The 24,252-nt window shown below is 59.9% G+C and carries 23 protein-coding genes and 1 rRNA gene; 4 read left to right on the plus strand and 20 right to left on the minus strand.

The features are described 5' to 3' along the window. Window positions 1-19: 19 nt before the first annotated feature. The 9 genes from P3C29_RS06290 to P3C29_RS06330 all read right to left on the minus strand — a co-directional run bounded on the left by P3C29_RS06290 (window position 20) and on the right by P3C29_RS06330 (window position 10,185). The gene (locus tag P3C29_RS06290; protein WP_201125812.1) at window positions 20-679 is read right to left on the minus strand and encodes an ABC-type transport auxiliary lipoprotein family protein; all 660 of its coding nucleotides are present in this window, start codon (window positions 677-679) and stop codon (window positions 20-22) included. After that, a complete protein-coding gene (locus tag P3C29_RS06295; RefSeq protein WP_010168668.1) occupies window positions 676-1,614 on the minus strand; it encodes an MlaD family protein in 939 nt (312 codons plus the stop codon). The genes P3C29_RS06290 and P3C29_RS06295 overlap by 4 nt, the downstream gene beginning before the upstream one ends. Window position 1,615: 1 nt before the next feature. Beyond that, the gene (locus P3C29_RS06300; RefSeq protein WP_010168669.1) at window positions 1,616-2,419 is read right to left on the minus strand and encodes an ATP-binding cassette domain-containing protein; all 804 of its coding nucleotides are present in this window, start codon (window positions 2,417-2,419) and stop codon (window positions 1,616-1,618) included. Continuing rightward, on the minus strand, window positions 2,416-3,564 hold the full coding sequence (locus tag P3C29_RS06305; RefSeq protein ID WP_275964106.1) for an ABC transporter permease: 1,149 nt from the start codon (window positions 3,562-3,564) through the stop codon (window positions 2,416-2,418). Before P3C29_RS06305 ends, P3C29_RS06300 begins: the two co-directional genes overlap by 4 nt. 55 nt (window positions 3,565-3,619) lie before the next feature. Continuing rightward, window positions 3,620-4,663, minus strand: coding sequence for a DUF5924 family protein (locus tag P3C29_RS06310; protein ID WP_010168673.1), 1,044 nt, complete (start codon window positions 4,661-4,663; stop codon window positions 3,620-3,622). Between the two features lie 71 nt (window positions 4,664-4,734). Continuing rightward, entirely contained in the window at window positions 4,735-6,117 is a 1,383-nt protein-coding gene (locus P3C29_RS06315; protein WP_201125815.1) for a pitrilysin family protein, read from the minus strand. A 57-nt stretch (window positions 6,118-6,174) separates the two neighbouring features. Continuing rightward, on the minus strand, window positions 6,175-7,833 hold the full coding sequence (locus tag P3C29_RS06320) for a Na/Pi cotransporter family protein (protein WP_169386708.1): 1,659 nt from the start codon (window positions 7,831-7,833) through the stop codon (window positions 6,175-6,177). Between the two features lie 211 nt (window positions 7,834-8,044). Further along, window positions 8,045-8,812 (minus strand): TerC family protein, encoded by a 768-nt coding sequence (locus P3C29_RS06325; RefSeq protein WP_010168680.1) that lies wholly within the window; start codon window positions 8,810-8,812, stop codon window positions 8,045-8,047. A gap of 65 nt (window positions 8,813-8,877) precedes the next feature. Continuing rightward, window positions 8,878-10,185, minus strand: coding sequence for a CitMHS family transporter (locus P3C29_RS06330; RefSeq protein WP_010168681.1), 1,308 nt, complete (start codon window positions 10,183-10,185; stop codon window positions 8,878-8,880). 272 nt (window positions 10,186-10,457) lie between these two features. Here P3C29_RS06330 and P3C29_RS06335 point away from each other — a divergent pair, with 272 nt between their 5' ends. Beyond that, on the plus strand, window positions 10,458-10,859 hold the full coding sequence (locus P3C29_RS06335) for a GFA family protein (RefSeq protein ID WP_201125816.1): 402 nt from the start codon (window positions 10,458-10,460) through the stop codon (window positions 10,857-10,859). Here P3C29_RS06335 and P3C29_RS06340 read toward each other — a convergent pair. The 11 genes from P3C29_RS06340 to P3C29_RS06390 form a co-directional block, all read right to left on the minus strand. Then, window positions 10,856-12,817 (minus strand): DUF4105 domain-containing protein, encoded by a 1,962-nt coding sequence (locus P3C29_RS06340; RefSeq protein ID WP_169386707.1) that lies wholly within the window; start codon window positions 12,815-12,817, stop codon window positions 10,856-10,858. The two genes, P3C29_RS06335 and P3C29_RS06340, sit on opposite strands and share 4 nt — an antisense overlap. Beyond that, window positions 12,814-13,134: a DUF2388 domain-containing protein gene (locus P3C29_RS06345; RefSeq protein WP_010168687.1), complete on the minus strand. Its 321-nt coding sequence runs from the start codon at window positions 13,132-13,134 to the stop codon at window positions 12,814-12,816. Before P3C29_RS06345 ends, P3C29_RS06340 begins: the two co-directional genes overlap by 4 nt. A 26-nt stretch (window positions 13,135-13,160) precedes the next feature. Beyond that, window positions 13,161-13,469 carry a DUF2388 domain-containing protein gene (locus P3C29_RS06350; RefSeq protein WP_275964108.1) on the minus strand — a complete coding sequence of 103 codons (309 nt, stop codon included), beginning with the start codon at window positions 13,467-13,469 and terminating at the stop codon, window positions 13,161-13,163. A 106-nt stretch (window positions 13,470-13,575) separates the two neighbouring features. Then, window positions 13,576-13,896 carry a DUF2388 domain-containing protein gene (locus tag P3C29_RS06355; protein ID WP_010168690.1) on the minus strand — a complete coding sequence of 107 codons (321 nt, stop codon included), beginning with the start codon at window positions 13,894-13,896 and terminating at the stop codon, window positions 13,576-13,578. 154 nt (window positions 13,897-14,050) lie between these two features. Continuing rightward, the gene (locus P3C29_RS06360) at window positions 14,051-14,245 is read right to left on the minus strand and encodes a DUF1127 domain-containing protein (protein WP_201125819.1); all 195 of its coding nucleotides are present in this window, start codon (window positions 14,243-14,245) and stop codon (window positions 14,051-14,053) included. Between the two features lie 263 nt (window positions 14,246-14,508). Further along, the gene (locus P3C29_RS06365; protein WP_010168694.1) at window positions 14,509-14,724 is read right to left on the minus strand and encodes a DUF1127 domain-containing protein; all 216 of its coding nucleotides are present in this window, start codon (window positions 14,722-14,724) and stop codon (window positions 14,509-14,511) included. Window positions 14,725-15,042: 318 nt separating this feature from the next. Continuing rightward, entirely contained in the window at window positions 15,043-16,536 is a 1,494-nt protein-coding gene (locus tag P3C29_RS06370; protein ID WP_177084578.1) for an acetyl-CoA hydrolase/transferase family protein, read from the minus strand. Between the two features lie 179 nt (window positions 16,537-16,715). Further along, window positions 16,716-18,161, minus strand: coding sequence for an NAD(P)(+) transhydrogenase (Re/Si-specific) subunit beta (locus P3C29_RS06375; RefSeq protein ID WP_275964109.1), 1,446 nt, complete (start codon window positions 18,159-18,161; stop codon window positions 16,716-16,718). Next, window positions 18,161-18,481 carry an NAD(P) transhydrogenase subunit alpha gene (locus P3C29_RS06380; protein WP_003220416.1) on the minus strand — a complete coding sequence of 107 codons (321 nt, stop codon included), beginning with the start codon at window positions 18,479-18,481 and terminating at the stop codon, window positions 18,161-18,163. The genes P3C29_RS06375 and P3C29_RS06380 overlap by 1 nt, the downstream gene beginning before the upstream one ends. A 15-nt stretch (window positions 18,482-18,496) precedes the next feature. Beyond that, complete coding sequence (locus P3C29_RS06385) at window positions 18,497-19,618, minus strand: Re/Si-specific NAD(P)(+) transhydrogenase subunit alpha (RefSeq protein WP_010168702.1); 1,122 nt, start codon at window positions 19,616-19,618, stop codon at window positions 18,497-18,499. 446 nt (window positions 19,619-20,064) lie between these two features. Then, the gene (locus tag P3C29_RS06390; protein ID WP_275964110.1) at window positions 20,065-20,964 is read right to left on the minus strand and encodes a LysR family transcriptional regulator; all 900 of its coding nucleotides are present in this window, start codon (window positions 20,962-20,964) and stop codon (window positions 20,065-20,067) included. Between the two features lie 157 nt (window positions 20,965-21,121). Here P3C29_RS06390 and P3C29_RS06395 point away from each other — a divergent pair, with 157 nt between their 5' ends. The 3 genes from P3C29_RS06395 to P3C29_RS06405 all read left to right on the plus strand — a co-directional run. Continuing rightward, the gene (locus tag P3C29_RS06395) at window positions 21,122-22,303 is read left to right on the plus strand and encodes an acyl-CoA dehydrogenase (protein ID WP_010168706.1); all 1,182 of its coding nucleotides are present in this window, start codon (window positions 21,122-21,124) and stop codon (window positions 22,301-22,303) included. Between the two features lie 13 nt (window positions 22,304-22,316). Further along, a complete protein-coding gene (locus P3C29_RS06400; RefSeq protein WP_275964111.1) occupies window positions 22,317-23,537 on the plus strand; it encodes a CaiB/BaiF CoA-transferase family protein in 1,221 nt (406 codons plus the stop codon). A gap of 640 nt (window positions 23,538-24,177) precedes the next feature. Then, window positions 24,178-24,252: ribosomal RNA gene (locus P3C29_RS06405) — 16S ribosomal RNA — on the plus strand; the annotation flags it as partial.

Genomic DNA, 24,252 nt, shown 5'->3' on the forward strand with positions numbered 1-24,252 from the left:
GCAGTGTGTCAGTCACAGCTCATTGGCTGGTTTTGGGGCTGCTACGCAACCCAACGGGAGCAAGCTCCCTCGCCACAAAAGCGCGGCTTCCCAGCCCCACCACCCAATCCACCACCTGCTTGTTCAGCGCATCCCCGGCCTGACCAAATCCTGCGACTACGGCAGGCACCTTGGTATCCCCCACCGGCTGCCTCACCTCAAACCGCTTGCTGGCAATAATCCGCTGATCACTCCCGCGTACCAGCCGCGCATCCAGGCGTATCACCACCTCAACCGCGCTGCCGCGGTACTCACTCTGAAACGCCTGCAACTGCCCTCCCAGCTCAAAGTCCGCCTGCAGATTGGTCTCGTCGGTACTGAGCAACGTCACACGTCCATCCCGCTGAAAACCGTCCAGCAACCGGTTGCGCAACAGCACCGGCGCCGGATCGCTCCAGCGTGAGTTCGCGTAGCTGCTGATCAGGTCACCGTTAGGCACCACGGCAATCCGCGGGCTGTCGAGGAATTCGCTGGTCTGCGGCTTGGCCACGCGCAGCGACCACGCCACAGGGCTGGCCTGTGCGGTGGTCTGCGCCGATGGCAACCGGTACACGTCCGAAGGATCTGCCTTGGGCAAGATCGAGCACGCACTGACCAATGCCAGCGCAACGGGGACGATCATTTGGTAAGCACGCTTCATGGCGTGAACTCCTTGTTCTTGTCGCTGCCCAGCAGGTAACCGCTGGGGTTGGCTTCCAGGCGGCGGGAAATCGCGCGTAACGAGCCCAGTGTTTCCCGCAGCTCGCGTACCGCGGGTGCCAGTTCGTTGAGGCCCTGCATGCCGCTGTTCAGGGAATCCTTGTTGTTGGTCAGCAAGGTGTCGATGGTGGCTGTGCTTTGTTGAAGGGACTGCATGGCCTTCTCGGCGCTGCCAAACATCTGCTTGCCCTGGTCGTTGAGCAAACCGTTGGCGTTGCGCATCAGCGCGGTGGTCTGCTCCAGCGTGGCACTGGCTTGTTTGCTCACCTGCATCAATTGCTGCATCACCACTTTGATGTCGCCGCGTTGATCGGCAATCGCGCCAGTGGTCTGTTGCAGGTTATCCAGGGTATTGCTGAGGCGGTCGACGTTCTCTCGGGAGAACATATGATTGGCGTTGTGCAGCAGCAGGTTGATGCTGGTCATCAAGTCATTGCTGTTGTTCAGCAGGCGCGCGATAGGCGATGGAGAGGCGATGATTTGCGGCAGTTCGCCGTCCTTGCCCTTGAGTTCCGGGCTTTGGGGTGTGCCGCCGCTGAGCTGGATGATCGACGTGCCGGTGATGCCGGTCAGGGCCAGCTTGGCCTGGGTGTCTTCCTTGATCGGCGTTTGCCCGGCCAGGCGGATGCGCGCCAGCACCCGGCGCGGGTCTTTCGGGTCGAGGCGCAGGCTGGTGACATCGCCGACCTTGATCCCGCTGTACTGCACCGCGCTGCCTTGGGACAGGCCACTGACGGCCTCGTTGAAGATCACTTCGTAATCCTGAAACGCGCTGTCGACGCTGGATTTGGCCAGCCACAGGCCAAACAGCATGGCACCGACCACGACGATCACGCTGAACAGACCGATCATCACATGATGGGCTCGGGTTTCCATGTCATACCTCGTTGAGCAGTTGAGCGGCATCCAATGCCGCGCGGCCCCGTGGGCCATGGAAGTATTCGTGAATCCAGGCGTCGTCGGTTTCCGAGACGACATCGATGGCGTCCGCCACCAGTACCTTTTTCTGTGCCAGCACCGCCACGCGGTCGGTGATGGTATACAGCGTGTCGAGATCGTGGGTGACCAGGAACACGCTCAGGCCCAGCGCATCGCGCAGGGTCAGGATCAGTTGATCGAAGGCGGCGGCGCCGATCGGGTCGAGGCCGGCGGTGGGTTCGTCGAGAAACAGGATGTCCGGGTCCAGCGCCAGGGCGCGGGCCAGGGCTGCGCGCTTGATCATGCCGCCGGAAAGTGACGATGGGTATTTGTCGGCGGCCGACAGCGGCAACCCGGCCAACGCCAGTTTCACTGCCGCCAGGTGTTCGGCGTCGGGACGGCTGAGGCCGGCATGCTCGATCAGCGGCAAGGCGACGTTTTCCGTGACGGTCAGCGAGGAAAACAGCGCGCCCTTCTGGAACAGCACGCCGAAGCGCCGTTCCACCATCGAACGCTCATGCTCCGACAAGCTCGGCAAGTTCTGCCCGAACACCCGCACCTGCCCTTCGCTCGGCTGACGCAGGCCAATGATGCTGCGCAGCAGCACCGACTTGCCGCTGCCCGACCCGCCGACCACCGCGAGGATCTCGCCCTTGTACAAATCCAGGTCGAGATTCTCGTGCACGCTTTGCGGACCAAAGCGGTTACACAGGCCACGGACTTCAATCACCGCCTCGGTGGGCGCACGGCGTAAGCGACTCACCAGCCCATCTCCATGAAGAACAGCGCTGCGACCGCATCCAGCACGATCACCACGAAAATCGATTGCACCACGCTGGAGGTGGTGTGGGCGCCGACCGACTCGGCACTGCCGCTGACCTTGAAGCCTTCGAGGCAGCCGATGGCGGCGATCAAAAAGGCGAAGATCGGCGCCTTGACCATGCCGACCAGGAAATGCTGCACGCCGATGTCCGATTGCAGCAGCGAGAGGAACATCGCCGGCGAAATATCCAGGGCCACGGCGCACACCACGCCGCCGCCGATAATCCCCGAGATCATCGCCAGGAACGTCAGCATCGGCAGCGCCACCAGCAACGCCAGCACCCGGGGCAACACCAGCAACTCCATCGGGTCCAGGCCCAGGGTGCGGATCGCGTCGATTTCTTCGTTGGCCTTCATCGAGCCAATTTGTGCAGTGAAGGCACTGGCGGTGCGGCCGGCCATCAGGATCGCGGTGAGCAATACGCCAAATTCCCGCAGGAACGAGAACGCCACCAAATCGACGGTAAAAATGCTCGCGCCAAAACTGGCCAGCACAGTGGCGCCGAGAAACGCCACCACCGCGCCCACCAGAAAGGTCAGCAAGGCAACGATGGGCGCCGCATCGAGGCCGGTCTGTTCGATATGCGCAACCATCGGCGTCACGCGCCAGCGCTTGGGCCGGAACACGCCACGGGCGAAGGTTTCGAGGATCAGGCCGATAAAGCCGAGCAACTTCATGCCGTCTTGCCAGACGGTGTACACCGCGCTGCCGATGCGTGCCAGCAACATAATGCCGGCGGCCTCTTCCGGCTCCTTGACCGGCACGCAGAAGTCGTTCAGGGAGCGGTAGACCGTTTTCAGCAGCGCGCGGTCGGCGGTCGAGAGGCTGCAGTCAGTGTGTTCGGCGGATTGTTCGATGCGCTCGGGGCCGAGCAGCTCCACCAGCAGCGAAGCGCCGGCCGTGTCCAGGGCACCCAGGCCGTTAAGGTCGATGCGGGTGCCCACGTCGTACTGGCCGTCGAGCTTTTCCGACAGCTTCTTCAGGTTGGCATAGTGGGCAAGCGTCCAATCCCCCGTAATCCTCAGCTGTGGAGGTTGGGTGGACGTGTCCAGATGGGCTGCACCGGCCGTTGTGCTACTGGTCATAAGCTCCGAGCTTGTTTGGCTATTCCAGAATTCCTACGTAATAGCACGATCCTGCCTACTTTGGCGCGTCCGGCGTTGCTGGGGCCTGACCGGGGTCAGTCACCTTGAAGCGCAGCACGCCGATCACTTGGCCATCTTCGGTCAGCACCCGTACCTGCCAGCGGCCCACCGAGTCGGGGGGGAAGTTCTGTTTGTGGGTCCAGGCCCGATAGCCTTCCTTGCGCCCGCCGTGAATGTCCAGGGCGATGCGGTCGACTTCCTTGCCGTTGAATTTCCACACATGGTAGATGCGCTCATCCAGCCCGCGCGGTGCGTTGATCGCGGTGTAGGCGTACAACCCGCTGCTGCGCAGTTGGGCGGCGCTGACTTCTTTCAAGTCATCGCCGGGCGTGCGGTCCTGCAATTGAGTGCTGATGGCCACTTCGGTCATCCACAACGTCGCGGGCGGCACCCAGCTGCGCAGGAACCAGCCCGCGCAACCAATCGCTGCCGTAACCCCCAGCAGCATCGCCCAGCCTTTGATACTGCGCAGCGGCAGGCTCACCGCCAGGCTCGGGATCGAAAGCAGCATCGCCACGCCGAGAGCCAGTTTGTAACTCTCGGCGGTGGTCAGGTGCAGGATGATCGGCAGCGCGGTCAGCAGGGCCGCAAACAGGGTCAGGGTGTGCAGCGCCAGGAACAGCGAACGCTTGGGCGCCAGCCACTTGTAGTACAGCGGGTCGGTGATCGAAACCAGCGCCGCCGCGCCCAACAGGCCAGTAAAGATCGACTGGCCGCTGTTCCAGGTGGTGGTGACAAAAAAGAACGGCAGCACAAAAAACAGGCTTTCCTGGTGGATCATCTGCGTCGCGTAGCGCAACAGCGGTTCGGGGATTTCCCGTTTGAAGACTTTGCTGAACAGCTGGGTGAAGCTGTTTTCCAGCATCAGCCATAACCAGCTCACCAGCATGATGATCGCGATCCAGCTGGCCATGCCTTGCTGGCGATCCACCAGGATGAAGCTGCCCACACCGGAGATGAAACCGCCGAGTGCAATCACCCCTGGGTAGCGCTTCATCAGTTCGAGGACGCGCTGGATGGTCTGGGTCAGGATAGGCATTCGGCAGTTCACAGTCTTTGTAGGAAAAATCCCAGACAGAATAACGTTTTAGCCGTTTTCCCGGGGCCTCATTACGCAATCCCTTTGCGATAACGCCACACGCCGAGCAACACAATCGCGATCAGCCCCAGCGCGCCGGCGGCGATCCAGTTGAGGGTGTCGTAGCTGAACAGCGGTTTCTCGATGCGCCAGTAGCCGTTCTGCTTGAACAGCTCGCGCATGGCCTGGTTGGTTTGCTCCAGGCTGACGGCCTTGATGCGCTTGGCCGGGTCGCTGAAACGCCCCTTGGCGTAGTCGCCCGAGGCGCTCCAGTAATAGTCGGCCAACGCACTGTTGCCCTGAACCGCCCACGCCTGGCGGGCGATGGCGGCTTGTTGCAGGCGGGCGAAGGTGGCGGGGTCGAGGCCGTCCTGAAGCAGTTGGGCCTTGAGGGTTTCCAGCACCTGTTCGGCTTCGGGCAAGTCTTCGCGCTCGAGGTCGGCGTTGAGGCTCATGAAGCCGACGCCGCCGAGCACTTCGCGTTCGCTCCATGGGCCGTAGGACAAGCCGTGCTGCAGCCGCAATTGGCGATACAACGCCCAGTCCAGATAGTCCTTGAGCAGGTCGAAGGTTTCATCGTACTGGTCGTCCAGCACTGGCTCGGGGAACAACCAGTGCAGCTTGGCGTTGTCACCCACCCAGCCATGGATCAGGTCACGGCGAATCGCGGCGGCGTGTTGAATCTCCGGCAGTGCACGATGTTCCGTGGGGTCAACCGGATCCAGCTCGCCGTAGGTGCGTTCGAGGTAGGCCGGCAACAGCTTGTCCAGGTCGCCGACGATGATCAGGGTCATGTTGTTGGGGGCGTACCAGGCCTTGCGCAGTTTTTCCAATTGGTCGCGGGTCAGGTGGTCGACGTCGGCACGTTCGGCGCATTTGAGCCCCAGTTCCACCGCAAGCTGACTGCTGGCCTTGTGGCCGAGGTCCTGGCGGTCCAGCAGGCGTTGCAGGTGCGAGTAATGGCCGCCGTCTTCGCGTTCCACCACCTGTTTGGCGGCATTGATGTTGGCGTCGGTCAGTTCGGTACGGGTGATGATGGCCAGCAACAGGTCGAGCACCTTGCGCTGGTTTTGCGCCGGCGCCTCGATGACGAAAGTGGTGTCGGCGTTGCTGGTATAGGCGTTCCAGTCGCCGCCGAGGGCTTGCATGCGCTCTTCCAGATCACCTTCGCCGCCACCGTCGATGCCGCTGAACAGCAGGTGTTCCAGCAGATGCGGCAGCTCTTTGTCTTCGCAACTGAAGTCGTCCAGACCGACGCCTACCACCAGGCGAATGGCCACGTGGCCGCGCTCGGTGCCCGGCTTGAGCAGCAGTTGCAGGCCGTTGGGCAGTGTGTAGCCCTCGACTTGCAAGCGGTCAAAGGCAAAGGTGTGTGCCGAGCCCATAAGCAGGCAGGCGAATAACAGGCGACGCATAACAAGCTTCCTGGCGAGTGAGGTCCTTGTTAACTGACTTCACTCGCCACCTTACGTTCAGGGCGAATGGGTGATGTCGGCAATATCGTCCGCCGAAAGGGCGCCGGTGTCGGTGGTTTCCAGCACCACATACGCGCTGCTGCAGAACAGCGAGTTGAGGCGCTTCATGTCGGCAATCAGCTCCAGGTGCAGGGAACTGGTCTCCAGGCTCTGTACGATTTTACGTTGCAAGCGGCTGACGTGAGCGTGGGCCAGGCGACGCTCCTGGGCGCGAAAACGACGTTTCTCCCGCAGCAATTGCCGGGCGCTTTCCGGGTCGGCGCTGAGGAACACCGACAGGCCCAGGCGCAGGTTGGCGATCAACTGCGTTTGCAGACCGGCCAGCTCTTCCAGGCCGACTTCGGAGAACGAGCGGCGCTGGGAGGTTTTTTGCTGCTGGACCTTGCGCAGCATGCGTTCGATCAGGTCACCGGCCAGCTTCAGGTTGATCGACAGCTCAATGATTTCGGCCCAGCGTCGGCTGTCGTGCTCGCTGAGGTCTTCGCGGGGCATTTGCGCGAGGTAGAGTTTGATCGCGCTGTAGAGCGCTTCAACGTCGTCGCTCAGGCTGCGCATTTCCTGGGTGATGGCGGTCTGCTTGCCCCGCAGCACTTCCAGCATCGAGGTCAACATATTGTCGATCAAGTCACCCAGGCGCAGGGTTTCGCGGGCGGCGTTGGCCAGCGCCAGGCTTGGCGTGGCGAGCGCCGCCAGGTCCAGGTGACGGGGCTTGGCCAGGCCGTTGACCTCTTCACGCTCCGGCAGCAACCAGGCGCACAAGCGGGACATCGGGCCAATAGTCGGCAACAGGATCAGGCAGCGGATGACGTTATAGAGCAGGTGGAAGGTGATCACCATGCCTTGGGCGCTGTAGTCCAGGGTGTCCATCCACAGCGCCAGCGGGTCGAGGGCCGGGATGATCAGCAGCAGGCCGATCAGCTTGTAGAGCAGGCTGCCCAGGGCCACCTGGCGACCGGCGGCGTTCTGCATGCTGGTGCTGAGGAAGGCCAGCACGCCGCTGCCGATGTTGGCGCCGATCACCAGGCCGATGGCCACGTGCAGGCCGATCACGCCGGCGCCGGCCAGGGTCGCGGTCAGCAGGACGGCGGCCAGGCTGGAGTAGGAAATCATCGCGAACAGTGCGCCGACCAAGGCATCGAGCAAGATATCGCCGGTCAGCGAGGCGAACAGGACCTTCACGCCCTGCGCGTGGGTAATCGGGCCTGCGGCTTCGACGATCAATTGCAGCGCAAGAATGATCAGCCCCAAGCCAATACCGACACGGCCCATCTGCCCGGCGCGCGTCTGTTTGCGCGAGAGAAAGAAAATCACCCCGAGAAAAATCAGCAGCGGCGACAGCCACGACAGGTCAAAGGTCAGCACCCGGGCCATTAATGCCGTACCGACATCGGCACCGAGCATGGTCGCCAGGGCGGGCATCAGGCCCATCAGGCCCTGGCCGACAAACGAGGTCACCAACATCGCCGTGGCGTTGCTGCTTTGCACCATGGCTGTCACCAGGATGCCGGCGATAAACGCCAGCCAGCGCTTGGACATGTTCTGCCCGATGACCTGGCGCAAGTTGGAACCGTAGACCCGCAGGATGCCGGTACGGACGATGTGCGTGCCCCAGATAAGCAGGGTCACGGCGGAAAGCAGATTGAGCAAGGTCAGCATGCTCGGCCCCCCGTGTGGGTTAGCTCAAAAAGAGCAAATAAGAATTGCCGCGTGCCGTTCTACGTCTTGTACTTAAGCTGTAGTTGGCGAATGGGCTCTGCGCCAGCATCGCATAGCTAAAGTCGGGATTGAAACAAAACTGTCATGAAATCAGTTTTTTGCAGATGAAAAAAAGGGGCTCGAGAGCCCCTTTTTCAGCAGCGGATCAAGGTTACTGACCCGGAATGTCCTTGCGCAGTTTCACAGGGTCCTGCTGTTTTTTCTTTTTCGCGATGGCGGTACGCATCTTGATGTTCACCGCTTCCACCGCCAGGGAGAACGCCATGGCGAAGTAAACGTAGCCTTTTGGCACGTGAACATCGAAGGCTTCAGCGATCAGAACGGTACCCACCACCAGCAGGAACGACAGCGCCAGCATCTTCAGCGACGGGTGTTTGTCGATGAATTCGCTGATGGTGCCAGCGGCCAGCATCATCACCAGTACGGCGACGATAATCGCAGCCACCATCACCGGTACGTGGGAAACCATACCGACTGCGGTAATCACCGAGTCCAGGGAGAATACGATGTCGATGATCGCGATCTGGATGATGGTGTAGATGAACTTGCCACCGGCGCCTTTTGGCTCGTCGTGGGTTTCGTCCTCACCTTCCAGGGCGTGGTACATCTCCTGGGAGCTTTTCCACAGCAGGAACAGGCCACCGAAGAACAGGATCAGGTCGCGACCGGAAATGCCTTGGCCGAACACCACGAACAGGTCGTCGGTGAGGCGCATCACCCATGTGATCGACAGCAGCAACAGGATCCGCGTGACCATCGCCAGGGCCAGGCCGAAGATCCGGGTACGCGCCTGCATGTGCTTGGGCATGCGGCTGACCAGGATCGAAATCATGATGATGTTATCGATGCCCAGGACGATCTCGAGGGCCGTCAGGGTGAAGAAAGCAATCCAGATTTCCGGATTGGTCAGCCATTCCATGTGTATTCCTTTGAACGAGTGTTAGACCGCGCCGGCTTTAAGCGCCAGCGCAGTGAGTTGTACGATTATAGAGTGCTGAACAGCGGAAAAATCCCCATCAGCAATGCGGCGACCATTATGCACAGGCACACCAGTACCGCCCACTTGAGGGTGAAGCGCTGGTGATCGCCAAATTCGATACCCGCCAGGGCCACCAACAGGTAAGTGGATGGAACCAGTGGGCTCAACAAGTGCACGGGTTGGCCAACGATCGAGGCGCGAGCCATTTCCACGGCGGTGATGCCGTAGTGGCTGGCGGCTTCGGCCAGTACGGGCAGTACGCCGTAGTAGAACGCGTCGTTGGACATGAAGAACGTGAACGGCATGCTCACCAGCGCGGTGATCACTGCCAGGTAAGGGCCAAGGGCGTCGGGGATGACCGCCAGCAGGCTCTTGGACATGGCATCGACCATGCCGGTGCCGGACAGGATGCCGGTGAAGATGCCGGCGGCGAAGATCAACCCGACCACCGCCAATACGCTGCCGGCGTGGGCGGCGACGCGGTCTTTCTGCATTTGCAGGCACGGGTAGTTGACGATCATCGCGATACTGAAGGCCACCATGAACAGCACGGGCAGCGGCAGCAGGCCGGCGATCAGGGTGCACATCAGGGCCAGCGTCAGGGCGCCGTTGAACCAGATCAGCTTCGGACGGCGGGCGTCCGGGTACTGCGAAACGCTGATTTCGCTGTGGTCAATTTCGTCACCGTGCAGGTGCAGTTCACCGAGACGCGCACGTTCGCGCTTGCCGTACATGTAGGCAATCACCAGGATGGCAACCACGCCGGCGAGCATCGCCGGGATCATCGGTACGAAAATGTCCGACGGGTCTACATGCAGCGCACTGGCCGCACGGGCGGTCGGGCCGCCCCATGGCGTCATGTTCATCACGCCGCCGGCCAGGATGATCAGGCCGGCCATGATCCGCGGGCTCATGCCGATGCGCTTGTACAACGGCAGCATGGCGGCCACGCAGATCATGTAAGTGGTGGCGCCGTCACCGTCCAGCGAGACCACCAGGGCCAGTACGGCAGTGCCGACCGAGACCTTCAGCGGGTCGCCCTTGACCAGCTTGAGGATCTTGCGCACGGCCGGGTCGAACAGGCCGGAGTCGATCATCAAGGCGAAATAGAGGATGGCGAACATCAGCATCACGCCGGTCGGCGCGAGCTTGGTGATGCCTTCGAGCATCATCGGGCCGATCTTCGGTGCAAAGCCGCCGAACAGCGCGAACAGGATTGGCACGATGATCAAGGCGATCAGCGCGGACAGGCGCTTGGTCATGATCAGGTACATGAACGTGATGACCATGGCAAAGCCAAGGAAAGTCAGCATAGGAATACTCCAGGCGTAGCGCGGCTAGGGAATGGCGAACCGGTTGGGGTCAGCGCAGAACGAACAGCACGAGGCGTACGGGTGGAGTTGGGGCAAACAGGCGGGTACGAGCGGACATCGGGAATCACCATTGTTGTTGTTAACAACCGGTCTGTTGCCGGTAGTGGTGGGCGATCCTAGTCCCGGAAGCTTTCAGCCAGCTTTCGCTTAAGAAACAGGCTACGTTGAGTGACGACTGGTCTTATATGAAATAAGGATGTGGGAGACGGGGCATGCATGAGCAACACCAAGGCGGCTGCCATTGCGGGCGGGTGCGTTATCAGTTCAGCGGGGCGTTGGTGGACATTGCCCACTGCCACTGTTCGGTTTGCCGGCGGGTCAGCGGTGGGTTGGTGACCACCTGGATCACCCTGCCCCGTCCCGCGTTTGCGTGGGTGGCGGGAACGCCGGCGCAGTACGAATCGTCATCGACGTGCGTGAGGTATTTCTGTTCGAACTGTGGGGCGCACCTGGCGTTGGAAACTCGCCTGAGTCCCCAGAGTATCGATGTGACCATCGCGACCCTGGATCATCCGGAACAGGCCCCGGCAGAACGGCACATCTGGGTAGAGAGCCGATTGCCGTGGCTGCGCCTGGATGAACAGTTGCCGCAAGAGGATGGGGAAACGCTCTAGGGCAACTCGAACCCGCCGGAGGCCTTGTGCAGCGCTCGCAAGTGCTCGCCCAATTGCTTGAGGTTGGCTTCACACGCGGCAATTTCCGCTGCGCGGGACGGCTCCAGCAGCGCCCTCACCTCCTTGTCCAGGTCGCCGGTCAGCGACTGCAACTGTTTCTGGCGCGCGGCGCTTTCAGATTCCAGGCGTTGGGATTCGGTCGGCTGGGGCAGGCCGTAACCGCTGGTGCCCAACAGCTCTGCCGGACGACTGAGGAAGCCGCTGTTGGCGAGGATCTGCTGCAAGGTTGCGTTGGCTTTCTCCATACCGCCGTTCTTCAGCTCGCGGGCACCGAGGTAGCGTTGTTTGACTTCATCCTGGGCCAGCATCAGCTGCTTGCGAAAGCTTGCCTGCTCCAGCAGCAACAAGGCCGCGCTGGTGCGCAGGTCAGCCTCGGCGAACCATGGGCGCCGCTCTTCAGCGCTCAGTGACAGCCAGTCCTCCACTTCGGCCTGCTTGATTGGCAGGCGCTTTTTCAGCACCTCGAACATCGCCTGGTACCGCTCGCGGAAAGAATCGAAGTGATAGCCCAGGCGCAGCGCGCGTTTTTTGTCATCCAGCACGCTGGTATCGGCCAGCCCCCGGCCCTTGAGGACTTCCAGCAGACCATTGGGTGTGATGTTGTCCAGGCCGGTCAGCTGCGGGTTGGCGCTGCCGCTGCGTAACAGTTTCAGGCTCTCCACCGCGCAGTTGTTGGAGATGAAGAAGTAGTTGCCGTCGTAGCTCCAGTGCATTTCAGCGGCGTGTTCGACAGTGTCGTTGATCTCTTGGCGGGTCAGTTTCAGCGGCACCGACGCCAGGCCACGCAGTTCGGTCTTGGTGTACTCGTCGATGACTTGTGACAGCGGCAGCACGAACAGCCGTGACGGGTATTTGCCGATCAAGCCGTCCCAGCTCGACAGCTGTACGTCACCGACGAATGCGCGGTAGGACAGAACCAGGTGCTGGTCCAGGTCCAGCCGGCAATCCGGGCCCCGTGGCCGGCCTGGGGCGCAGATCACCAGACGCAACATGCTATGGCCCCAGCGGCTTACCAGGTTCTGGTTGGCCTCGGCCAGCAGGTAGTCGATTTCGTAGACTCTCTCGGGGTCGACCTGACCCAGCGGGGTCTTGGCGAAGTCGTTGCCGGCGTTGAGGAAGGCGTAGGTCTTGGCGCAGGTGTCCTTGGCTGGCGGCGCCCAGCCAAAGTGTTCCTTGTAATAGCGGTACAGCGAAGGCCGGCGGCAGGCGTAGCTCGGGTCGAGGAGGAAGTACTCCATGTTGACCGCGACGAATTCCAGCGGGCTGGTGGTTTCGTAGATGTCCGGGCTGCGGGCGACCTGGTGGTTGTTCTGTTCACGTTCGCCGCGACGCCCGACGTATTGCGGCCAGCCGGCAAGGTCCAACAGGCGTGGGTCATCGCTGAGGGTAAAGCGGCGATCGTTCTGGCCACGGCATTGATCAGGCAGGCCGATCAGGCCGGTGATGTTGTTCTGGCGGCTGCAACGCTGGATCAGCGTGCGGTCGGCGCTGGACCACAGCCGGGCGCGGTCGTAGATGTGGGTCAGTTCATGCAACACGGTGGCGAGCATTTCACGGCGCACGGTGCCATGGGGGCGGTTGGTTTTTTGTGTCGCGGCGCTGCCGTCGGTGAGGCTTTCCAGCAGGTTGCTGTTGAGGTCCAGTTCGGACACCAGCGAGGCCTGGCCGTAGGCATTCTCGGGCATCTTGTCGGTCCAGCCGACGTCGATGGTCCGGTCCAGTTGCTCGATGAAGCGCGGCGGCAACGCCTGCATCGCCTCATCCAGCAATGCCTGGCTTGCCTGCTGCTGGGCCGGGCTCAAGCCATCAGTCTTGAGCCGCAGTTGCAGGGCGGCCTGAGCCGCGCTGGCGCCGAGCAGCAGCGTGCCGGCCAGTAGCCAGGCGGCAATTCGCCTCACAGTGCGAGGATAGCTTCGGCGAGGACCTGGTCGCTGGCGTCGCGGGCTTCTGGCACGCGGGTTCGCAGGGTATCGAACGCGGCTTCCAGCTGAGCGCCGCGAATCTCGCCATTGCTGGCGACGAAACTGGCGGCATCGTCGTGGGCTTCGCGCACGACTTTGGAGTCGCGGATGGACGTGGTGGTGTCCGAGGTGAAATCAATGGTACGGGCCGAGGCACGGACGATGATGTTACTGGTGGCCTTCAGGGTTTGCGCCTGGGCAACACCGGCCAACAACAGCAGGCCGAGAGCGGCGGCGATCAGCGGGCTACGCATGGAATGACTCCGAAATACAAAGATGATTATTGGATGAGAATTGCTTGCGCCAGTTCAAGGTCACTGGCGTTAAGTTTTGGCTGGGTGTGGCGCAGATAATCCAGCGCTGATTCCAGTCGGGCTCCCCGCCATTGGCCGTCAGTGGCAATGAAAGCGGCAGCGTCATCCTGGGCGGCCAGTATCAGTTTATGGTCGAACGGTGCGGAGGTCACTTTGCTGGTGGCATACGCACTGACAACCAGGCTCTGGGTTGACAGGTCAAAGGCCGGAGCTTGGGTGGACCAGCAGGTGCAAAACACTACGGGAGCGATCAACAGGCGGTATGAAAAAGCCATGGGACTCGACAACTGAAAACGAGCGCCAAGGCTAGCGCAATGCCCGGGCGAGAGCCAGCGCGCAGGATCAGGGAGCGCCTGGCGCTCCCGTCTTCCCCATCTGCGGTCAGATGGCCAGGATCGCCTGGGCCAGTTGAGCGTCAGTCGCGGTATTCAGTTGTGGAGCCTGTTGGCGGATCTGGGCCAGGGCGCTTTCCAGTTTCACGCCCCGGATGGCGCCGTCGCTGGCCACAAAGCTGGCGGCGTCGTCGCGGGCGGCACGTACGACCTTGTTGTCACGCAGGGAGGACGTGGCATCGGAGGTCGCATCCGAGGTGGCTTTCAGAGCGCCGACGATCGAATCCGTGGTCACGATCAGGCTGGAGGCGTTGGCATTGGCAGCCAGGGCCAGCAGGGCTGCAGCGCTCAGCAGGCGAAGACGGGACATGGGGTGACTCCTGTAAATGAACGAATAAAAGTGGCACAAAGCCGCTACTTGATCAGCGGGACCATGGGCATCAGACGCCCGTTCTACAGGGTTCGCCACGTGGTAATCGGATATTAAGCCGCCGTTTATCCGTTCGGATAGTCACCTGTGGTGATTACTCGCTCCAGAACGACTTGGACAGTTCGGCTGCTCGGTCGCCGTGGCTGATGCCCGCGTCAGATAATTCCCGCGGGTCCAGTTGAGCCAGCAACCTGCGTGTACGGGCACGTTGCTCCCAGCGGGCGAGTGCCGAGGCCGTGCGTTGCAGTAGCCTTATCAATAGAGGGCGTTGCTGGGCTTGGGTGTTCATGGCGAGCGCCTTTTATGAGGTTCTGAAACTCCATGTTGGGCGCGAAGGTTTTACCGGTACAGATACACCAAGGCTAAATTGTACTGCTTAATTGTTATGTTTTTTAAACTGTACCTGTTGATATGAAAGCCTATTGTTTTTGCTCTTAGAAATCCAAACCCCAGAAACAACAAAACCCGCCTCCGGTTACCCGGGGCGGGTTTTGCTTGATCAATTCTGAGTGCTGGCTGTGGACCCGGTGGGTCAGGGCCAGCGGACGCTAATTAGCGCCAGAACGGCTTGCTCAGCTCTTCGTAGCGTTGTGCTTCGCTGATACCGGCGTCAGCCAGCAGACGCGAATCCAGACGAGCCAGTTGATGGCGGCTGGAGATGCGGCGCTGCCACAACATCAGGTTGGCGATAACGCGCAGAGGCAGGGAAGCCTGGGTGTTTACAGCTTTTTCTTCGAAGAACAGATCGGAACTGAGTGTACGTTCCATGATGACATCCTTCCGCTTGTGGCGGGATTAGGTAGTGGTTTAACTGATGCCAATGATCCTCTTCCGGCGCAAGACTCTCTAGATACAGTTCACCTGTATTGTGAGGGGCCAGTTAACTGTTTATAGGGGCTGTACTGTACGAAATTGGGGCAACTGTACCTGTCGGCACTTTTATGGTGCGTTTTAGGCATTTTTAGAGAGTTGGGTAGGATATTTCGGTAGGAAATGACCGGTACAGCAGTACAGTTTTTTCTAAAAGATGGGTTTGCAAACCCGGACTGATGAAACTGTGTTTGCATCAGTCCGAATCTGTATCAATTACGCTTTCAGCATATGCCCGGTTTCTTCCAGGTTGATGTGCCAACTCAGTGCTTCTCGCAGGATGTGCGGGGTGTGACCGCCCAGCGCGCAGGCTTGGGTGAAGTACGTGTTCAGGGCGTCGCGGTATGCCGGGTGCACGCAGTTGTCGATGATGACCCGAGCCCGCTCACGCGGCGCCAGGCCGCGAAGGTCTGCCAGGCCGACCTCGGTCACGAGGATGTCGACATCATGCTCGGTATGGTCCACATGGCTGACCATCGGCACGACGCTGGAGATTGCGCCGGCCTTGGCGATCGACTTGGTCACAAAGATCGCCAGGTGCGCGTTGCGTGCAAAGTCACCCGAGCCGCCAATCCCGTTCATCATCCGCGTGCCGCAGACGTGGGTGGAGTTGACGTTGCCATAGATGTCGAACTCCAGCGCGGTGTTGATGCCGATAATGCCCAGGCGCCGTACCACTTCCGGGTGGTTGGAGATTTCCTGGGGCCGCAGCACCAATTTGTCTTTATAGCGCTCCAGGTTGCCGAACACGTCGGCGTTGCGCCGTTCTGACAAGGTGATCGAGCTGCCCGAGGCGAAGCTCAGCTTGCCGGCGTCGATCAGGTCGAACGTCGAGTCCTGGAGTACTTCCGAATACATTGTCAGATCTTCGAACGGCGACTCGATCAAGCCACACATCACCGCGTTGGCAATGTTGCCGATGCCGGCCTGCAGCGGGCCGAGCTTATTGGTCATGCGCCCGGCGTCGACTTCTTCTTTAAGGAAGTTGATCAGGTGGTTGGCGATCGATTGGGTGTCGCTGTCGGGTGGCGTCACGGTGGAGGCCGAGTCGGCCTGATTGGTGATGACGATGGCGACGATCTTCTCCGGTGGGATCGGAATTGCGGTGCTGCCGATGCGGTCGTCCACGGCCACCAACGGAATCGGTGTGCGGGTCGGGCGATAGCTCGGGATATAGATGTCGTGCAGGCCTTCCAGGTTCGGGTTATGCGCCATGTTGATCTCGACGATCACGTGCTTGGCGAAAATCGCGAAACTGGCGGAGTTGCCCACGGATGTGGTCGGCACAATATGGCCTTGCTCGGTAATGGCCACGGCTTCGATTACCGCGATGTCCGGCAGCTTGAGCTGATTGTTACGCAGCTGCTCGACGGTCTCCGACAGGTGCTGGTCGATAAACATCACTTCGCCGGCGTTGATCGCCTTGCGCAGAGTGCTGTCTACCTGGAATGGCATGCGTCGCGACAGTACGCCGGCTTCGGTCAGTTGCTTGTCCAGGTCATTGCCCAGGCTGGCACCGGTCATCAGGGTGATTTTCAGCGGCGAGGTCTTGGCGCGTTCGGCCAAGGCGTGGGGCACGGCCTTGGCTTCACCGGCGCGGGTGAAGCCGCTCATGCCGACGGTCATGCCGTCCTGGATCAGTGCGGCAGCGTCAGCCGCGCTCATGACCTTGTTCAACAACGAAGGCAAGCGGATACGATCACGGTACATGGATTGTTATCTCGGGCTACGGAAGCAAGATGCGCAGTCTAGTGATTTCAAAAAATTTCGTCCCGCTACCATGGTCGAATGCCAGGCGGCGATTTAGAGCCTTTTGTCGGTTTTTTACCGGCAATAAAAAACCCCAGCCTACTAAAGGCCAGGGTTCGGGTATTGCGCTGGCGCAGTGTTTATTCGACGGCTTTGACCATGTCTTCGATGACCTTCTTGGCGTCGCCGAAGACCATCATGGTCTTGTCCAGGTAGAACAGTTCGTTGTCCAGGCCGGCATAGCCGCTGGCCATGGAGCGCTTGTTGACGATGATGGTCTTGGCTTTGAACGCTTCGAGAATCGGCATCCCCGCGATTGGCGACTTGGGATCATTCTTGGCGGCCGGGTTGACCACGTCGTTGGCGCCGAGCACCAACACCACGTCGGCCTGGCCGAACTCGGAGTTGATGTCTTCCATCTCGAACACCTGGTCGTAAGGCACTTCTGCCTCGGCCAGCAGTACGTTCATGTGGCCGGGCATGCGGCCGGCAACCGGGTGGATCGCGTACTTCACGGTCACGCCGCGATGGGTCAGCTTCTCGGTCAGCTCTTTCAGCGCATGTTGCGCCCGTGCCACCGCCAGGCCATAGCCCGGGACGATGATCACGGTGTCCGCGTTGGTCAGCAGGAAGGTTGCGTCATCAGCCGAACCGGACTTCACCGGGCGAGCTTCTTTAGAGCCCGCGGGGCCCGCGGGGCCCGCGGCGTCTGCCGTGTTGCCGAAACCGCCGAGCAGCACATTAAAGAAGGAACGGTTCATCGCCTTGCACATGATGTACGAGAGGATCGCGCCGCTTGAACCCACCAGGGAGCCGGCGATGATCAGCATCGAGTTGTTCAGCGAGAAACCGATACCCGCCGCCGCCCAGCCGGAGTAGCTGTTCAGCATCGAGACGACCACTGGCATGTCGGCGCCACCAATCGGGATGATGATCAGCACGCCCAGTACGAACGCCAGGGCCAGCATCAATGCGAATGCGCTGAGGTTTCCGGTGAGCATGAAGGCCAGGCCCAGGCCCAGGGTCAGCAGGCCCAGCACCAGATTCAGCTTGTGCTGACCGCCGAACTGTACCGGTGCGCCCTGGAACAGGCGGAACTTGTACTTACCCGACAGCTTGCCGAAGGCAATGACGGAGCCGGAGAACGTAATCGCGCCGATGGCAGCACCAAGGAACAGTTCCAAGCGGTTACCGGCAGGGATCGAATCCCCCAGGTGTTTGACGATGCCCAGGGATTGCGGCTCCACGACTGCGGCAATGGCAATAAACACCGCAGCGAGGCCGATCATGCTGTGCATGAACGCCACCAGTTCCGGCATCTTGGTCATTTCTACGCGCTTGGCCATGATCGAGCCGGCGGTGCCGCCGACCAGCAGGCCAACGATGACGTACCCGATGCCGGCAGTCGCCAGCTCCGCGCCGAGCTTATAGATGAGGCCCACGGTGGTGAGCACTGCCAGCGCCATGCCGAGCATGCCGAACAGGTTGCCGCGCCGCGAGGTGGTTGGGTGTGACAAGCCTTTGAGGGCCTGTATAAAGCAGATCGACGCGATCAGGTAGAGCGTCGTAACCAGATTCATGCTCATTACTTCGGCGCCTCTTCTTTTGCTTTCGGGGCTTTCTTCTTGAACATCTCAAGCATCCTGCGGGTAACCAGGAAGCCGCCGAATACATTGACCGCAGCCAGGGCCACGGCCAGGGTGCCCATGGTCTTGCCCAGCGGCGTCACGGTGAGTGCGGCCGCCAGCATGGCGCCGACGATTACGATCGCCGAAATTGCGTTGGTCACGGCCATCAGCGGGGTGTGCAAGGCTGGGGTGACGTTCCAGACCACGTGGTAACCGACATAAATTGCCAGCACAAAGATGATCAGGTTGTAGATACCGGGGGAGATAAGCTCTTCCATCGTCTGAATCCCTGCTTAGGCGTTTTTGCGGATGACTTGGCCGTCGCGGCACATCAGGCACGCGGCGACGATGTCGTCTTCGAGGTTGATTTCAAACTGCCCTTCCTTGGTGAAGACCAGCTTCAGGAAGTCCAGCAGGTTGCGCGCGTACAGCGCCGAGGCATCGGCTGCGACGGCGCCTGCCAGGTTGGTCGGGCCGCAGATGGTCACGCCGTTTTCCACGACCACCTGGTCTGCCACGGTCAGTGGGCAGTTGCCGCCCTGGGCTGCCGCGAGGTCGATGACCACCGAACCTGGCTTCATCTGTGCGACGGTCTCGGCGCTGAGCAGGGTTGGCGCCTTGCGGCCCGGGATCAATGCAGTGGTGATGACGATGTCGGCTTGCTTGGCGCGCTCGTGCACGGCCAGGGCCTGACGCTGCATCCAGCTGGTGGGCATCGGACGTGCGTAGCCGCCAACACCGACGGCGCATTCGCGCTCTTCATCGGTTTCGTAGGGCACGTCGACGAACTTGGCGCCCAGGGACTCGATCTGTTCCTTTACGGCCGGCCGCACGTCGGACGCTTCGATGACGGCGCCCAGACGTTTCGCGGTAGCAATCGCCTGCAGCCCTGCTACGCCCGCGCCGAGGATCAGCACGCGAGCGGCTTTCACCGTGCCTGCGGCGGTCATCAACATTGGCATGAAGCGTGGGTAGTGATGGGCGGCGAGCAACACAGCCTTATAACCGGCAATGTTCGCTTGGGAAGACAGCACATCCAGGCTTTGCGCGCGGGAGGTGCGCGGTGCGGCCTCAAGGGCAAAGGCCGTGATGCCATGCTCGGCCAGTCGGGTGATGGTTTCGTTGCTGAACGGATTGAGCATGCCCACCAACACCGCGCCGCGTTTGATCAGCGTCAGTTCGCTGTCATTCGGGGCTACGACCTTGAGAATCAGTTCGGCACCGAATGCCTCGCTGGCGTTGCCAATGGTTGCGCCTGCCGCTTCATAGGCACTGTCGACGACACTGGCATTGATGCCTGCCCCGCTTTGCACAGTGACCTTGTGGCCCTGGCCGATCAGCTTCTTGATGGTTTCCGGGGTGGCAGCCACCCGCGTTTCACCGGTCTGGGTTTCGAGAGGAACACCAATGTGCACGTCAAATCTCCTGCATGATCTTTTTGCTTTGATTTTTGTAAAAGGCCAGTGCACCGCAAGAGGTGCATCTGGGCGGCCGATCAGCACGATCCCGCTGAAATACAGCGGGGCGCGGCATTTTGCAGGCGAACTTTACGGCCTTCAAGAGATTATGACGGGTGACGAAAAATTAACTACAAGTCACCCTGTGACTGATTGTCGCAATGCTTGGGTATAACTCTTTCAAATACAGGTATTTAAAGGGGTTTAGCTAAAATATTGGCTTGTCGTCATGGTTGATGTGAATGGCTGTCTATTGCTGTCACATTATGGCTACAGGCCAATATACGTATGGCTTTAAGACCGATTTACCGTCAAAAGATGCGGTCTTCTAAATTGCGACATATATATATATATGTAGGTATTTTAATTTGCTGACTACAGAGTCAATAAGCCAGCGTTCGCCTTTAGCTATTGGGGTTGTAGCGCAGTGACTGATTGATCAGCCAGTCTCTGAACGCGTGAAGAGAAGCCGATTCGACTTTTCTCTCGGGAATCATCAAGTAATACGCCTTTGAACTCGCCAGTACCTGGGGGCTTGCGATCACCAGGTGCCCTTCGTTCAATTCCCTTTGAATGAGGAACGGCGGGATCAGTGCAATGCCCATGTCGTGCATGGCTGCCTGGGACAACATGGAGAATAGCTCGTAACGCGGGCCTGTCATGTCGCGGGGTATGTCTAGCTGTTGCGCGTTGAACCACTGGCGCCAGGCGTAGGGGCGAGTGGTTTGCTGCAGCAGGGGCAGTTCGGCAATTTCCTGCGCGCTGAAGTGCGTACGTTCACCCAGCAAGCGCGGGCTGCACACAGGGAGCGGGTTTTCTCCCATTAGTTTGTGGGATTCGGTACCGGACCAGTCGGCGTCGCCAAAGTAGATCGCCGCGTCGAATTCGGTATCGGCAAACAGGAACGGCCGTGTACGGTTGGTCAGGTTGACGGTGACCTCCGGGTGCTGATGCTGAAAGTCCTTGAGGCGCGGGATCAGCCACTGGGTGCCGAAGGTGGGGACTACCGCCAGTTCGATAACGTTGGTGCCCTGCTGGCCCATCACCGACAAGGTGTCGCGCTCGACCGCGTCCAGTTGTGTGGCTACCCGGCGGCTGTAGGAAAGCCCGGCTTCTGTCAGCTTCACGCCTCGGCGTGAGCGTCGAAACAGCTCGACACTCAAAAACTCTTCGAGGCTGGCGATCTGTCGGCAGATTGCGCCTTGGGTGATCGAAAGCTCCTGCGCAGCCTTGGTGAAGCTTTCGTGGCGGGCCGCCGCCTCAAAACTGACCAGGGCCGTGGTGCTGGGAATCTTTCTGCGCATGTACCGTAGCCTCACAAGTAACTAGCATCAATGGAGGTTTTTTATGTTTCGGAGTGAGAAATTAGCACAAGGCTATGCAAAAACCTCGTTTGCCCTCCTCGCCTGCCCGGCCTAGGCTCCATGCACGACTTTTGATTTACTTCGCGAGGACTCACTCATGGGCGGTAAGGCAAGCTTCAACTGGATCGATCCACTGCTGCTGGATTCACAGCTCACTGAAGAAGAACGCATGGTGCGCGACAGCGCCGAGCAGTTCGCCCAGGACAAGCTGGCGCCGCGTGTGCTCGAAGCCTTTCGCCATGAAAAGACCGACCCTGCGATCTTCCGCGAAATGGGCGAGACCGGTCTGCTGGGTGCGATGATTCCCGAGCAATACGGTGGCAGCGGTTTGAACTACGTCAGCTACGGCCTGATCGCTCGCGAAGTCGAGCGCGTGGACTCTGGCTACCGCTCGATGATGAGTGTGCAGTCATCGCTGGTAATGGTGCCTATCAATGAATTCGGTACCGAAGCGCAAAAGCAGAAATACCTGCCGAAGCTGGCGTCTGGCGAATGGATTGGCTGCTTTGGTCTGACCGAGCCTAACCATGGCTCTGACCCGGGCGCGATGATTACCCGTGCACGCAAGGTGGATGGCGGCTACAGCCTCACCGGCAGCAAGATGTGGATCACCAACAGCCCGATTGCCGATGTGTTCGTGGTGTGGGGCAAGGACGATGCGGGCGACATTCGTGGCTTTGTCTTGGAGAAGGGCTGGAAAGGCCTGAGTGCTCCGGCGATCCACGGCAAGGTCGGGCTGCGCGCCTCGATCACCGGTGAAATCGTCATGGATAACGTGTTTGTGCCTGAAGAAAACATCTTCCCGGATGTGCGTGGCTTGAAAGGTCCTTTCACTTGCCTTAACTCGGCGCGTTACGGGATCTCGTGGGGTGCATTGGGGGCTGCGGAGTTCTGCTGGCATACCGCGCGCCAATACACCCTTGATCGTCAGCAATTCGGGCGTCCATTGGCGGCAACCCAGTTGATCCAGAAGAAGCTTGCAGACATGCAGACCGAGATCACCCTCGCCCTGCAAGGTTGCCTGCGGTTGGGTCGCATGAAGGATGAAGGTACGGCGGCGGTGGAGATTACCTCGATCATGAAGCGCAACTCCTGTGGCAAGTCTCTCGATATTGCGCGGATGGCACGTGACATGCTCGGTGGCAACGGTATCTCCGATGAGTTCGGCATTGCCCGTCACCTGGTCAACCTTGAGGTGGTGAACACCTATGAGGGTACCCACGACGTGCATGCGCTGATCCTGGGGCGTGCGCAAACCGGTATTCAGGCGTTCTATTAATAGGAGAGCGACCATGGGCGCGCTATCGCACCTGCGGGTACTGGATTTGTCGCGAGTGCTGGCGGGCCCTTGGGCCGGGCAGATACTTGCGGACCTTGGCGCTGAAGTGATCAAGGTTGAGCGGCCTGGTAATGGAGACGACACTCGTGCCTGGGGGCCGCCCTTCCTCAAGGATGCGTATGGGGAGAGCACCACTGAGGCGGCGTATTACCTGTCGGCCAACCGTAACAAGGAGTCGGTAACCATCGACTTTACGCGGCCGGAGGGGCAGAAGCTGGTACGTGACCTGGCGGCGAAGTCCGACATTCTGATCGAGAACTTCAAGGTGGGTGGCTTGGCGGCCTATGGGCTGGACTATGAGTCGCTCAAAGAGATCAATCCGGAGTTGATCTACTGTTCGATTACCGGGTTTGGCCAGACTGGGCCCTATGCGGCTCGGGCGGGCTACGACTTCATGATCCAGGGGCTTGGCGGGTTAATGAGTCTGACGGGCCGTCCCGAGGGGGAAGACGGTGCTGGCCCAGTCAAGGTAGGCGTGGCGCTGACGGATATCCTGACGGGGCTCTATTCGACAGTGGCGATTCTGGCCGCCATGGCTCACCGGGATCATGATGGTGGTGGTCAGCATATCGATATGGCGCTGCTGGATGTGCAGGTGGCTTGTCTGGCTAACCAGGCGATGAACTACCTGACGACGGGCGTTCCTCCCAAGCGCTTGGGCAATGCTCATCCGAATATCGTGCCGTATCAGGATTTTCCTACGGCAGATGGCGACTTCATTCTCACCGTGGGCAACGATGGACAGTTTCGCAAGTTTGCCGAGGTGGCCGGGCATCCGCAGTGGGCGGATGATCCGCGGTTTGCGACTAATAAGCTGCGGGTGGCCAACAGAGCAGCGCTGATACCGTTGATTCGCCAGGCGACCGTATTCAAGACAACTGCTGAATGGGTGGCTCAGTTGGAGCGGGTGGGCGTGCCTTGCGGGCCTATCAATGACTTGGCGCAGGTGTTTGCCGACCCGCAGGTAAAGGCGCGCGGGCTGGCGATGGAGTTGCCTCATGCGTTGGCGGGGATGGTGCCCCAGGTAGCGAGCCCTATGCGACTGTCCAAGACGCCTGTTGAATACCGCAGTGCGCCTCCCCTGTTGGGTGAGCATACTCATCAGGTCCTGCAGCAGGTGTTGGGTTTAACGCCGGCGAGTGTGTCGGCGTTAAGGGATGCCGGGGTCATCTGAGGCTTCCCTTCTATATAGAGGGCTGTTTAAGTTCTCTATATAGAGGGGAGTTGGTTGATTTTTAGCCAGGAATGTCTATTTGATAGAAATCCTGAATTAAGGGTTGACGGCAGATTCTGGAAGTCTATAATTCGCCCCACTTCCGGCGCAGTCGAAACGGAAAACTCCTTGGTAAACAAAGAGTTATGTAGGTTTCGGCAGCGAGCTGCTTCAGATCATCGAAGCCTGGAGGGAGTTGATAGAGCGGTGTAGTTTGGCTCTGTTAACGGTTCGATCTTCTCGGTCGAAAGCGGAGAAAAAGAGGTGTTGACAGCAGCGTGTAACGCTGTAGAATTCGCCTCCCGCTAACGAGAGATCGGAAGCGCAAGTGGTTGAAGTTACAAAGGAAACTTTGAAAACTTCTGAAAATAATCACTTGACAGCAAATGAGGCTGCTGTAGAATACGCGCCTCGGTTGAGACGAAAGATCTTAACCAACCGCTCTTTAACAACTGAATCAAGCAATTCGTGTGGGTGCTTGTGGAGTCAGACTGATAGTCAACAAGATTATCAGCATCACAAGTTACTCCGCGAGAAATCAAAGATGTAACCAACGATTGCTGAGCCAAGTTTAGGGTTTCTTAAAAACCCAAAGATGTTTGAACTGAAGAGTTTGATCATGGCTCAGATTGAACGCTGGCGGCAGGCCTAACACATGCAAGTCGAGCGGTAGAGA

Origin of the sequence: Pseudomonas sp. 1912-s (assembly GCF_029269205.1) — a bacterium.
Taxonomy (GTDB): domain Bacteria; phylum Pseudomonadota; class Gammaproteobacteria; order Pseudomonadales; family Pseudomonadaceae; genus Aquipseudomonas.